The sequence below is a fragment of the Blautia hydrogenotrophica DSM 10507 genome (assembly GCF_034356035.1).
In the GTDB taxonomy this organism is placed as follows: Bacteria; Bacillota; Clostridia; order Lachnospirales; family Lachnospiraceae; genus Blautia_A; species Blautia_A hydrogenotrophica.
This window is the reverse complement of the sequence record NZ_CP136423.1, coordinates 1548094-1559958: the sequence shown is the minus strand read 5'-3', so window position 1 is coordinate 1559958 and position 11865 is coordinate 1548094. Positions and strand designations below refer to the sequence as shown.

12 protein-coding genes and 1 tRNA gene are annotated in these 11865 nt (G+C 43.9%); 2 read left to right on the top strand and 11 right to left on the bottom strand.

Annotation, left to right across the window (positions count from 1 at the left end):
• Positions 1 to 11: 11 nt before the first annotated feature.
• On the bottom strand, positions 12 to 374 hold the full coding sequence (locus BLHYD_RS07290; RefSeq protein WP_021844415.1) for an anti-sigma factor family protein: 363 nt from the start codon (positions 372 to 374) through the stop codon (positions 12 to 14).
• A 159-nt stretch (positions 375 to 533) separates the two neighbouring features.
• Here BLHYD_RS07290 and BLHYD_RS07285 point away from each other — a divergent pair, with 159 nt between their 5' ends.
• Positions 534 to 950 carry an acyl-CoA thioesterase gene (locus BLHYD_RS07285; RefSeq protein ID WP_005945084.1) on the top strand — a complete coding sequence of 139 codons (417 nt, stop codon included), beginning with the start codon at positions 534 to 536 and terminating at the stop codon, positions 948 to 950.
• Positions 951 to 1133: 183 nt separating this feature from the next.
• Here the strand turns inward: BLHYD_RS07285 and BLHYD_RS07280 are convergent, their stop codons facing one another.
• The 4 genes from BLHYD_RS07280 to BLHYD_RS07265 form a co-directional block, all read right to left on the bottom strand.
• Positions 1134 to 2399 carry a DNA polymerase Y family protein gene (locus tag BLHYD_RS07280; RefSeq protein WP_021844414.1) on the bottom strand — a complete coding sequence of 422 codons (1266 nt, stop codon included), beginning with the start codon at positions 2397 to 2399 and terminating at the stop codon, positions 1134 to 1136.
• Between the two features lie 59 nt (positions 2400 to 2458).
• Positions 2459 to 2752: a DUF2325 domain-containing protein gene (locus tag BLHYD_RS07275; protein ID WP_005945078.1), complete on the bottom strand. Its 294-nt coding sequence runs from the start codon at positions 2750 to 2752 to the stop codon at positions 2459 to 2461.
• Positions 2753 to 3087: 335 nt separating this feature from the next.
• Positions 3088 to 3852, bottom strand: a complete 765-nt coding sequence (locus BLHYD_RS07270) for a DeoR/GlpR family DNA-binding transcription regulator (protein ID WP_005945076.1) — start codon at positions 3850 to 3852, stop codon at positions 3088 to 3090.
• 18 nt (positions 3853 to 3870) lie between these two features.
• Positions 3871 to 4881, bottom strand: a complete 1011-nt coding sequence (locus BLHYD_RS07265; protein WP_005945073.1) for a LacI family DNA-binding transcriptional regulator — start codon at positions 4879 to 4881, stop codon at positions 3871 to 3873.
• 273 nt (positions 4882 to 5154) lie between these two features.
• Here BLHYD_RS07265 and BLHYD_RS07260 point away from each other — a divergent pair.
• Positions 5155 to 5238, top strand: a tRNA-Leu gene (locus tag BLHYD_RS07260).
• Positions 5239 to 5367: 129 nt separating this feature from the next.
• On the opposite strand, the gene BLHYD_RS07255 is transcribed toward BLHYD_RS07260, so the two are convergent.
• From BLHYD_RS07255 to BLHYD_RS07230, 6 genes are all read right to left on the bottom strand, one after another.
• Positions 5368 to 5730 carry a VOC family protein gene (locus tag BLHYD_RS07255; protein ID WP_021844413.1) on the bottom strand — a complete coding sequence of 121 codons (363 nt, stop codon included), beginning with the start codon at positions 5728 to 5730 and terminating at the stop codon, positions 5368 to 5370.
• A 194-nt stretch (positions 5731 to 5924) separates the two neighbouring features.
• Positions 5925 to 7208 carry a diaminopimelate decarboxylase gene (locus tag BLHYD_RS07250; protein WP_005945066.1) on the bottom strand — a complete coding sequence of 428 codons (1284 nt, stop codon included), beginning with the start codon at positions 7206 to 7208 and terminating at the stop codon, positions 5925 to 5927.
• Positions 7209 to 7233: 25 nt separating this feature from the next.
• Positions 7234 to 8670, bottom strand: coding sequence for a pyruvate kinase (gene pyk / locus BLHYD_RS07245; RefSeq protein ID WP_005945063.1), 1437 nt, complete (start codon positions 8668 to 8670; stop codon positions 7234 to 7236).
• Positions 8671 to 8695: 25 nt separating this feature from the next.
• Positions 8696 to 9535, bottom strand: a complete 840-nt coding sequence (locus tag BLHYD_RS07240) for a rhomboid family intramembrane serine protease (RefSeq protein WP_005945060.1) — start codon at positions 9533 to 9535, stop codon at positions 8696 to 8698.
• Between the two features lie 27 nt (positions 9536 to 9562).
• Entirely contained in the window at positions 9563 to 10504 is a 942-nt protein-coding gene (locus BLHYD_RS07235) for a magnesium transporter CorA family protein (protein WP_040350259.1), read from the bottom strand.
• A gap of 221 nt (positions 10505 to 10725) precedes the next feature.
• Positions 10726 to 11793: a lactonase family protein gene (locus tag BLHYD_RS07230; protein ID WP_040350258.1), complete on the bottom strand. Its 1068-nt coding sequence runs from the start codon at positions 11791 to 11793 to the stop codon at positions 10726 to 10728.
• Between the last annotated feature and the right edge of the window lie 72 nt (positions 11794 to 11865).

The window sequence follows — 11865 nt, the reverse complement described above, 5'->3', positions numbered from 1 at the left end:
CTCCAAGGCGTTCAAACTAAAATTTTGATATGCCCCAGCTGCACGGCGGTAAAAATCAACAATCCCATCACCACCAACAGAAAGAACACCAGCAGGAGCAGGCGCAAAACCTTCTGAATTTTCTTTCTATGTACATAAAGCTCACGGTTATGCAAATCCTGCTTCAGCATCTTGTACATATCCAGCGTCACATTATTTTCTTCGTTCTCATCTTCCAAATGCTGGATAGCAAAATGAACGATATAGTAAGTCTCCAGCTCTTCATAACAGGACGAACAGGAGCGTACATGATCGATAAACTCCTCCAATTGATCTAGCGGTAAGGTCCGATTGATATATGCGTTGACCAAGCTCTCCGCTGTTCTGCAATCCATAGCGGTCTCCTCCTTATGGACTCTATTATATCCAAATCCCCCAAAAAAAGAAAGCATCATCTGAAAAAATATGATACAATAGAAACAATTTGATTGTTGGCTGAAATCCATTTCAGAAGTTTTTCACACCTAATTTTAATAGATAAGGAGTAGATTGCTATGAAAAAATGTGTCTGGAAACATAAGGTTCAATACTATGAGACCGATCAAATGAAAGTTGTACACCATTCCAATTATATTCGCTGGTTCGAAGAGGCAAGAGTCGCCTTCCTAGAAGAAATCGGCTGTCCCTACGACTTAATGGAAGAAAAAGGAATTATCAGCCCTGTCTTGGAAGTCACTTGCCAATACAAAGAAATGGTCCGCTTTGGCGACACGGTGGAGATTTCCGCCTGGATTTCCTCCTTCAACGGCATCAAATTCTGCCTTTCCTATGAGATTCATAATATAAAAGATGGAAGTCTGTGTACATCTGGCACCAGCAAACATTGTTTTATAAGTCCAGAGGGAAAACTGCTCTCCTTAAAACGGGAGAACCCAAAGCTCTACGAACATCTAAAACAACTCACTGAATAACTTCAACTTCCCCTTAGCGGAGCGTTTTTGTTATAGGAAAAGGCTTTGACACATTAGCATGACAAGGTCTTTCCTATGACATAAAAATCCTCCTGGATTCTTCACAGATTCAATCCAGGAGGCCGTATATGATTCACTGCTGCTCCCCGATAAATACTCAGGGTGCCTTGTCAAATTTGTCTTTTATTCTATATGAATTTTGCTGTAGTCAACCTTTCTCTTTTCCCGTGTTGCTCTCCCGCACATATGGTCAATCGGGCTTTCCACAAACACCGCCCTTTTCACAGAATCTACCCCGTATCTCTCTCGAATTCTGTCAATCGCCGCATCCAACCTTTCCTGTTTCTCATAATCGCTTCTGTCAAATAAATTCAGCTGACGTGCCTCCTGCTGGTCTCTTAGATGTGACGTGTGAATTCCCAGAAGCCGAATTGGTTGTCCATTCCAAAGCTCCTCAAACAGCTCACAGGCCGCCCGATGAATCTCACTGGTGATATCTGTGGCAAACTCCATGGTCTTTTGATGACTGACTGTACAAAGCTGAAAATCTTTAATCTGCACCGAAATCACTTCGGCTTTTCTTCCGTCTCTGCGTAGTCTGGACGCTACAGTCTCCGCCAAGGACAACAAAATCATCTTTGCAGTGGAAGCATCCGTCACATCAAACGGTATTGTTGTGGAATTACCGTATCCCTTCATCTGAGGCGGCTCTTCTTCCACCAAAGAGACATCCTTTCCATTTGCAAAACTCCAAATTACTTCCCCATGTTTTTTCAAATGTTTTCTTAAAATCTGCAAGTCTGTTTCAGCCAAATCCCCAATCGTATGAATTCCCAAAGTATCCAGCTTTTTCTCCGTCGCTCTCCCCACAAAAAACAATTCTGACACAGGAAGCGGCCACATCTTCTCCTGTATCTCCGAGACAAACAACGTATGAACCTTATCCGGTTTTTCAAAATCAGAGGCCATTTTTGCCAGCAGCTTATTGCTGGAAATTCCGATGTTTACCGTAAAGCCCAATTCCTGACGAATGCGGTCTTTCATCTTCTTTGCCGCCTGTCTGGGTTCTCCCCACAGACATCTTGTCCCTGTCATATCCACAAATGCTTCATCAATGGAATATTGCTCCACACACGGAGAGTATTCTCTCAATATCTTCAAAAAAGCCTGAGAGCACCTCTGGTATAAGGGATAGTTCGCAGGAACCAATTCCAGATTCGGACACTTTTTTCTAGCTTCCAAAATGCTCTCTCCGGTACGAACCCCGTACTTTTTAGCCCCTATGGACTTTGCCAAAATAATGCCTCTGCGCGAGGCAACATCTCCGCCTACCGCACACACTTTTTTTCGGAGATCCACCTTGCCACCTAGGACCTCCATTCGATAGACAGCCTCCCAGCTCAAAAATGCTGAATTCACATCTATGTGAAAAATCACTTTATCGAACATATTTTCTCCACCTTCTGTCTCATTATACAGAAAGTGTTTAAAAAATTCAAGTTTAGATTTTACGCTGTAACCGCTCCCATCTGACACTCTAAAATATCGATAAGAGCGGTACCACTGCTGGTATGGCACCGAACTACCTGGGCCTTGCTTCTCTTCGCCTCATCCAAGGCACATTTCACCATTTTATGGGAAACTGTATTCGTAAACAGAATAAACAAATCCGGACTACCCATCTGCTTATTCAGCTGAGCCGACATTTGCGTAAACACTTTCGCTTTGCAGTTATACTTTTTACAAATTCTTTTGTATTGGCAGACCATACGGTCATGTCCTCCCACAATTACTACGCTCATATACACCCTCCTTTAAGTTAGTTATTACTAACTATTGATGTTTAAAACAACAGGCGGCATCCATCGCGAACCGCCTATTACTGTAAATACCTTTGCGCACGGAAAACTTGTCAAAAACACACTTCCCGCTCGGGATACCAGTCGCGTCCGGTATCCGCCCAGTTCTATTTTTGATTTATGTCTTCAAGTATCCTAAAATTAGTATTAACCGCTCCACCGCTTCTCACACGTTTTCAACTATAGATTCTCGTTTTTTAGTTAGTCGCCATTAACTATCTATAAGTTAGCATTATCTAAGTCATTTGTCAAGATAAACTGGATAAAAATACCTACAATTACAATGCCGTCACCAGCTTAACTTTTTTGCTGTAAGGAGTATAGTCCAGTTTTGGCGTATGACAGTCCGTAATCAGATAATCTACCCCTTCTAACGAATCTGTCACTTTTGCCAGATACTCAGAGGAAAAACTACTGTGCTCTGCCAGTACAAAAACTTGCTCTGCACTCTCCATCATCACATGTTTCATGGAGGCCTCAGCGAAATCCAGTACAGAACAACCATAACGAGGTTCCACACCCTGTACACTGAATATCGCTTTGTTCACCCTCAAAGAACGGATTACATTCTCTGCAATCGTTCCCACGCTGATACAACTACCAGAATTGACATTTCCTCCCACATGTATCAATACAAGATCTCCGTCCTTCAAACTTTCCACAACCTGGAAAGAATTCGTGACCACAGTGATTCCCCTTTTCTTACCGGTTTTTAAAAGGCCGCAAAGCTCCAATACGCTCTCCGAGCCATCCAAAAGAAGAGTATCCCCCTCCCTCAAAAAACTATAGACTGCCTCCGCCATAGCTCTGTACGCCCGCCTCTTTTCCTCTTGCCGCTGTTCCTTTTTCTTATCCGCTTTGAAAGAGACTGAGACAGCTCCTCCGTGAGTTCTCAACACTTTTTTCTCATTTTGAAGCTCTGAGAGATCTCGTCTCACGGTTGCTTCCGTAGTATGCAGACGGCGGCTCAGTTCTGAAACCCTGACCCTTTTCTTTTCATTGACAATTTTACAAATTAATTCTCTGCGCTCCGTTGCAAGCATTTTAAACCTCCAAAACTCTTATCCCCCATTATATGCCTGGCAGGATTTCCTGATCTTCAAAGACGGTTCTAAGATTATTCTATTCTGTCCCCGTTCTTTCTCCTGAAAAAGCATTTTCGCTGCTCTTCTGCCTATCTCGTATCCTGGCTGGGCAATGGTAGTCAGAGAAATCTGTGGAAATCCCGCGAAATCAATATCATCACACCCAATCACAGATACATCTTCTGGCACGCGATAACCGTCATGGTACAATGCTTCCATCACCCCGATGGCCATCATGTCATTCGCAGCCGCAATCGCAGTCGGAAGCTTTCCCCGACGAATCAGTCTCTGCGTCTGTTCATAGCCTGATTCTCTTGGAAGAGGGCACATAATCACCCGTTCTTCTATATCTGTGTATCCCTGTTCTTCCAGTACTTTCCGGAACCCTTGAACCCTTCTGCATATTCCCTGATTTTTTTCATCGCCGCCCATATACAATATTTCCCTGTGTCCCAGACTCAGCAGATATTCCGCCACACACCTTCCAATGGAGTAATCATCAGAAGCTACACATCTCTCTCCATATTCCGAGGTATCCGCACACACAAAGACCAGAGGAATATCTTGACAGAGCTCTTTGATCTTCGTCAAATTGTCCACTGACAGAGGACTAACAATCAATCCCTCGACCCTCTGCTCTAGCATTGTCTTCACCAAATTCAGCTCTTTGCCTTCCTGATATCTAGATTGAGCCAGAATCATACACCGACCGTTTCCATTAAGGTAATCTTCCGCCCCGTCCACCACCCGATCTACAAACTGGTTGTCCATGTCTGGAATAATCATGCCAACACAATTAGAGCGGTTCGTCACCAATCCCCTTGCGATTCCATCCGGAATGTAGTTCATCTGTCTAGCCAATTCGTGAATCCTTTTTCGAGTCTCAATATTGATTTCCCGGTGATTATTTAAAGCTCTCGACACAGTCGCATGAGATACCCCTGCTTCCCTAGCGATATCCCGAATCGTCACCCTACTTTTTCCCATCTCGTTCCCTTCCAGTCGGAATGTACCAACTTTTAAATTTTATGAAACTCTTACGTACTTTATCTCACATTTTATTGTTTTTTCTTATTGTACACGTTTTAAATAAGTATGTCAATTAAAATACCTTGCGGGATAATTTTGCGCAAAAATCAGCTCCAAAAATATCAGATAATTGATAGCATTTTGTTAAATGTTTACGAAAATAAAAAAATTAAAAAAACGCTTGCAAAGATACAGCAATTATGGTATTATAATTCTCGGTTCAAGAAATACGCCGGCGTGTCGGAATTGGCAGACGAGGCAGACTCAAAATCTGTTGTTGGCAACAACGTATGGGTTCAAGTCCCATCGCCGGCAGTAAAAAATCCGAGTTTTAAAAAAACTCGGATTTTTTTATGTGCAGGCTGCAATACTGAAGTAGGATTACCCACTCTCTTCTATAATAGGGAAGACCTTGTCACGCTAATGTGTGAAAGTTCTTTCCTATTACATCGGAGTTCCCACCTCTATCAAATTTCCGTCCAGGTCGTAAAATCGAATTACTTTTTGTCCCCAGCTGTGTGTCATAAGCCTGTTGACATATTTAACCGAAGGATACAGCCTTTCGAGCTTTTGGACAAAGGCCTCTATATCACGTTCTTCAAAATATAGTTCACAGGAATGATTCTCTGGAATGATCTCCTTTTGGAGAAACTCTCTCCAAATTTTTTCTTCTTGGAGTACGAGGCCCTCCGTTAAAATCATATTGCCATCGTTGTCCAGCACCATGTCGAGCCCAAACAAATCATGATAAAATTGCTTTGATTTTTCGATGTCCTTTACAACAATCAACACATTTCTCAGTTTCATCCGCATTCACCTCCAAAATTCAAAGTCGATAAAATGACAAAACACCAGACCCGACTTCGTCCCCTCAAGCTTGAGAAGAGCAGCCCATTTTTAACAGCTTAAGGCCATGTCTCGCTGAATTTCCAGCGGCCATGGCCTTAACAACAACCTCCCGGCGGTGTCAGAGAAAACTGCCCAAAGTTTAATTATCTACTCTATTTTTCAGCATCCTCCGTCAGCTTTTCGTAAATCGGAAAACAGTCAAAGGTAGCAAAATAATCCTGCGGCTTCTCAGCTCTGCGAATCATCTGATAGCTGCCGTCCTCCTTCAACAAAATCTCGGCGGATCTCAGTTTTCCGTTGTAATTATATCCCATGGAAAATCCATGTGCACCGGCATCGTGCAGAAACAGAAGATCTCCCATCTCGATCTTTGGAAGCTTCCGGTCGATTGCAAATTTATCATTGTTCTCACACAGAGACCCTGTCACATCATAAGTATGATCGCAAGGTGCATCCTCTTTTCCCATGACCGTGATATGATGATAAGCTCCATACATCGCAGGACGCATCAGGTTTGCCGCACAGGCGTCACAGCCGATGTATTCCTTATAAGTATGTTTCTCATGAATGGCCGTCGTCACCAGAGCACCGTACGGGCCCATCATAAAACGCCCCAGCTCCGTATACAAAGCGACATCACCCATTCCTGCCGGAACCAGAACCTCCTCGTAGACTTTGCGCACACCCTCTCCGATAACACGGATATCGTTGGCTGTCTGATCTGGGCGATAAGGAATGCCGATTCCTCCCGACAAATTGATGAAGGTAATCTTCGCACCGGTCTCTTCCTTCAATTTTACAGCCACCTCAAACAGCACTTTTGCTAGAGTCGGATAGTAGTCATTGGTCACTGTGTTGCTCGCCAAGAAAGCGTGAATTCCAAATTCCTGCGCCCCTTTACTCTTTAGAATCTTAAATGCCTCGAAAATCTGCTCCGTAGTCATCCCGTACTTCGCATCCCCGGGATTATCCATAATATCATTGCTGATTTTGAACAATCCGCCTGGATTATAGCGGCAGCTAATTTTTTTTGGAATGCTCCCTGTCACTTTTTCCAGAAAATCAATATGCGTGATATCATCCAGATTAATAATCGCCCCGATCTTTCTGGCATACTCATACTCATTGGCAGGCGTCGCATTGGAGGAAAACATAATATCGTCCCCTTTGCAGCCCAAAGCTTTCGCCATCATGAGCTCAGTCAGCGAAGAGCAGTCACAGCCACAACCATACTCCTGAAGAATCTGAATTAGATATGGATTTGGTGTAGCTTTTACTGCGAAGTACTCTTTATATCCCTTGTTCCACGCAAAGGCCTCTTTTAGAGCCTTCGCATTTTCACGGATTCCTTTTTCGTCATAGAGATGAAAGGGTGTCGGATATTCCTTTGTGATCTCTTTTAATTTCTCCAATGTTACAAATGGTTTTTTCTTCATATCTCAGATCTCCTCTTTCGACGTATTATTTTGCCTCCACAATGTGAAGCATATTGGTCACGAAGCCCTCACCGGTTCTCACATTTGTGGCCGGATCTCCGCAGGTGAAAACCACCAGCTCACCTTTCTCAACCAGACCATTTTGACGGACGACCCCCATAGACTGGGCAATGATATGCTCCGTGGTCTCTCTCTGATACCCTCTGAGCGGGCAGATTCCCCAATACAGCTGAAGCTGATGCTGTACCACCTCGTTAGGCGTAACCGCATAGATGGGAACATCCGGACGGAAATTAGAGATCAGCTTCGCGGTCTCCCCAGACATTGTGGGCGTCACAATACATTTTGCTGACAAATCATGAGCTGCGTTTACCGCCGCATAACCCACTGCGCTGGATACCATCTTACCGAGAAACATTTTCCTGTCACGAACAAACCTGCGGTGACTCACATAAGGCTCTGTGGTCTCAGCGATCTCCACCATGGTTCTCAACGCCACAACCGGATACGCACCGGCAGCCGTCTCCCCGGACAGCATGATCGCATCTGTCCCGTCGTAGATTGCATTCGCCACATCAGCCACTTCCGCCCGAGTAGGACGCGGATTTCGAATCATGGAGTCCAGCATCTGGGTCGCCGTGATGACCGGCACATAATTCTCATTACATTTTCGGATGATTTGCTTTTGAATATGTGGAACCTGACTGGACGGAATCTCTACTCCCAAATCCCCTCTGGCCACCATAATGCCGTCTACTTCCTGAATAATCTCGTCAATATTGTCTACACCTTCCGCATTCTCTATCTTTGCGATAATCCCGATATGTCCACCGTTGTTTTCGTTCAGTAGTTCACGAATCTCACGGATGACCTCTCCATTTCTCACAAAAGACGCCGCTATATAGTCAAATCCCTGAGAAATTCCAAAGAGAATGTCTTCTTTGTCCTTCTCGGTAATCCCGGGCAGGCGCACTTTCACATTCGGCACATTGACTCCCTTATGCTCTCCCAGCTCTCCACCATTTTCAACCCGGCAGACAATATCTTTATCTATAATCTTTTCTACTCTAAGACCAATCAGACCATCATCAATGAGAATAGTCCTTCCAGGCTCCACATCTTCACAGAGCCCTTTGTAAGAAATGGCCACCTTCTTCTCATCTCCCACATAGTCGCCAAGTGTCAGGACAAACTCTTCTCCCTTTTTCAGAGTCACTTTTTTTCCGTCTTTCAAAAGTCCAGTCCTGATTTCCGGCCCCTTTGTATCCAAAACAGTGGCAATTGGCAGACTAAGCTCATCTCTGACTGTCTTCAACCGATTCATCCGGCCTTTGTGTTCTTCGTGGTCTCCATGGGAAAAGTTAAATCTGGCAATATCCATTCCATTCTTTACCAACTCTTCCAGGACATCCTCCTTGTCCGTTGCCGGTCCCAAAGTACAAATGATCTTCGTTCTTTTCATTTTCTAATCCCTTTCTTCTACCCTCTCATTTCACATGTTCATGTGTATACAGATGATCTTGACAGTACTCATAATTTCCATTGCACTTTGAACAGAAACGAAACTCCAAATTCTCTCCGTCCCGCTCCGTCCTACCACAAACTGCACATTTGTGTTTTGTGATCGTCGTCACCTTCGTCGGGTTGACTGCTTTTTTAAACTCCTGCCTGCGCTTGACTTCTTTGGGATGATAACGCTGTATATCCCGTGTAGATAAAAAGAAGATGATAAAGTTTAGCAGAGAAGCCACAATCGGAACTGCCATCTGCCAGACACCCATCCTCACATAGTTGAAGATATCGTATCCTATCATCGCCACATAGACAAAAGCCATCCACTTCATCTTAATTGGAATTACAAAGTACAGCAGCACCCGCATATCCGGATAGGAAACCGCAAATGCCAGGAGAATAGACATACTGATATAATATGTTGAAAACATTCCGGCAAAGAGTACATAGCCTCCCTCAATGAAATACAGAAGAAAAGCACCGATCACGGTAAATAGCAGTCCTGAAAATATATACAACGTATACCGGAATGTTCCCCAGGTACGCTCCAGCGTCGTTCCGAGGGAATAATAAAACATCAGCATAATCAGCACAAAAAGAATATTAGACATTCCCGGCGGGACTAATACCCAAGTAATCAACCTCCAGATCTGACCCTGCAAAATCAGCCCAGGTTCCAGATAAAGATAGGATATCAGCGAGGTCTTTGTCATGCTGAGCAGATATCCTATCACATAACACACAAGAATATAGTTGGTCAAATGCGGAATTCCAAATCGTCCAAATTTACGCTCTAATTTGTTAATGATCTTCATAAGTCTCCTTTTTGTAAATTCATATTCCTAGAAAAATTTCTTTTTCGACAATATCAAGGCAGCTACAAGGCTGATAATCACAGACGCTAGAATAATAATCAAAAATCCCCAATGGCTGTCGGCAAAGGGCATACCAGATATCTTCACATTCATGCCGTAAGCACTGAATACAATCGTCGGAATAGACATTACGATGGTGATAACAGCTAATGCCTTCATCACAATGTTCAGGTTATTGGAGATAACCGATGCAAACGTCCCCATCATGCCATTTAAGATGCCACTGTATATGTTAGCCATCTCCATAGCCTGCTTATTCTCGATGATGACATCCTCTAAAAGATCTGTGTCGTCAGGATATTTCTTAATAGACTCTACCTTCAACAGTTTTTCTAACACTACCTCGTTGGACCTCAAAGACGTGCTGAAGTATACCAGAGATTTCTCCAATTCCAGTAATTCCATCAGCTCTCGGTTTCTCGTGGACTTATGCAGTTTCTCTTCTATCTGCTCACTTTTCTTATCTATAATACGCAGATAGCGCAGATACATACTCGCGTTCCTGTGGAGAATCTGCAAGATAAACCGAGTTTTCATATAAGTATAAAAACTCCTTACCCGCCCTTCCATAAAACGTGTCAAAACTGGCGTGTCTTCCAGACACACCGTGATAATCATATCTTCACTCACGATAATACCCAGAGGAATCGTGCCGTACCAGTCTTTCTCGTTTCGCTCTTCAATCATAGGAACATCCACCAAAATCAAAGTGTAGGTGTCTTCCACCTCGATACGAGAACGTTCTTCCTCATCCAAAGGGGCACGAAGATCGTCCACTTCTATCTGAAACCGCTCTGAAAGCTCAAAAATTTCAGTTGCCGTAGGATTTGTCAATGCAATCCAGCATCCCTCCTCAGGTTCCTCCACTTGATGGATTGCACCGTCTACCGTCTTAAAAATCCGAATCACAACGCTCACTTCCTTTCTTCTCGCTTCCAGTTCGCTGTCCTTGTCTTTTTGCAGAAATCATTTTCATTATAGTTTCTGCCCTATCATTTGTCAATTCTTTCCCCCTCCTTCCCCGGCAATCTTTACCTTTTCTTTACAAACCAGGACAGAGCATTTCTCTGAGAAGGCTTTTCCATAACAGAAAAAGGAGAATCCCTTCTTTCGAGATTCTCCTCTCCCATTTATTCCTCCGGTACCTGGATGATGCTGATACAGTTGGGGGTCTCCACCTTCAGAGGCCTTCCATGCATCACCAAGATGTCCTTTTCATAGTCTACAGTAAACATCGTGATGCTGTTGCTAGCATGATTCGCGACGGCAATATGTCTGCCGTCCGGAAAAATCGCCAAATCCTTCGGGTAATCTCCACTGATGGGGAGCACAAACCTTTTCTCTAGCATCCCACTTTCCTCATCAATTTTAAACATGGATACCGCATTCTCTCCGGCCGTAGAACAGAAAATATGCTTTCCATCTGCTGTCATCGCAAAACCTGAAGCCGCATCATGCACTGCGTCTTGCGCTCCATTCTCTGACAAAGTACTTATCACTTGAATTTCCTCGAACTGCGGGTCTTTTCCGCTTCCGTCATAGGTGTAGACCCGAATCTCATTACTCAGCTCAAACAGAATGTAGGCAAATCTCCCGTCTTTACTGAAACGAATATTTCTAGGTCCAGACTCTCTTGTACACCGCAAAATATCCGCCAACATCAATTTCTTTGTTCTCGGCTCAATCCGATACAGTTTCACTTGGTCAATTCCGTTATCCACAGCACACAGATACTGATTGTCTTTCGTCGGCCGCACACAGTTTACATGCGGTCGAAAATTTCTCTCTGCCACGCTTCCCAATCCACGATGGAACACCCCATCCAGCACCTTTCCCAGCCGTCCGTCCGGAAGGATTTCAACCAAAGTCACTTTTCCATCGTGATAACCGCCCACAAACAGATAGTTGCCGCTGTAATCGGTGGATAAAAAGCATCCCCTCATACCCTCAATGTCCACACTGTTCAGACGTTCCAAATCTCCATTGCCGTCACGCTTAAATACAGCCACACCGTCATCTTCTATGGAATACAGATATTTTAAATTCCGGGACACTGACACATAGGAAGAATTGCTGACCTCCACCTCGTTGCGCGGAGTCAGGATTCCATTTTCTACATCTACATCATATACATTCAATCCCTTGCTGCTTCCATGGACGTAGGTTCCCACATATGCCACGTATTTTTTCTTATTCACCGAACAACCTCCCCGTTTCTGATATCGAGCGTCTATCTTCTGCCGCTCACTTAAAGACATTTTATCACAAAT

Bases quoted from the DNA above. Each gene is read 5' to 3' on its own strand.
- BLHYD_RS07290 (WP_021844415.1), bottom strand. From the start codon at position 374: ATGGATTGCAGAACAGCGGAGAGCTTGGTCAACGCATATATCAATCGG.
- BLHYD_RS07240 (WP_005945060.1), bottom strand. From the start codon at position 9,535: ATGAAGATCATTAACAAATTAGAGCGTAAATTTGGACGATTTGGAATT.
- BLHYD_RS07285 (WP_005945084.1), top strand. From the start codon at position 534: ATGAAAAAATGTGTCTGGAAACATAAGGTTCAATACTATGAGACCGAT.
- BLHYD_RS07275 (WP_005945078.1), bottom strand. From the start codon at position 2,752: ATGAGCGTAGTAATTGTGGGAGGACATGACCGTATGGTCTGCCAATAC.
- pyk (WP_005945063.1), bottom strand. From the start codon at position 8,670: ATGAAAAGAACGAAGATCATTTGTACTTTGGGACCGGCAACGGACAAG.
- BLHYD_RS07280 (WP_021844414.1), bottom strand. From the start codon at position 2,399: ATGTTCGATAAAGTGATTTTTCACATAGATGTGAATTCAGCATTTTTG.
- BLHYD_RS07265 (WP_005945073.1), bottom strand. From the start codon at position 4,881: ATGGGAAAAAGTAGGGTGACGATTCGGGATATCGCTAGGGAAGCAGGG.
- BLHYD_RS07270 (WP_005945076.1), bottom strand. From the start codon at position 3,852: ATGCTTGCAACGGAGCGCAGAGAATTAATTTGTAAAATTGTCAATGAA.
- BLHYD_RS07250 (WP_005945066.1), bottom strand. From the start codon at position 7,208: ATGAAGAAAAAACCATTTGTAACATTGGAGAAATTAAAAGAGATCACA.
- BLHYD_RS07255 (WP_021844413.1), bottom strand. From the start codon at position 5,730: ATGAAACTGAGAAATGTGTTGATTGTTGTAAAGGACATCGAAAAATCA.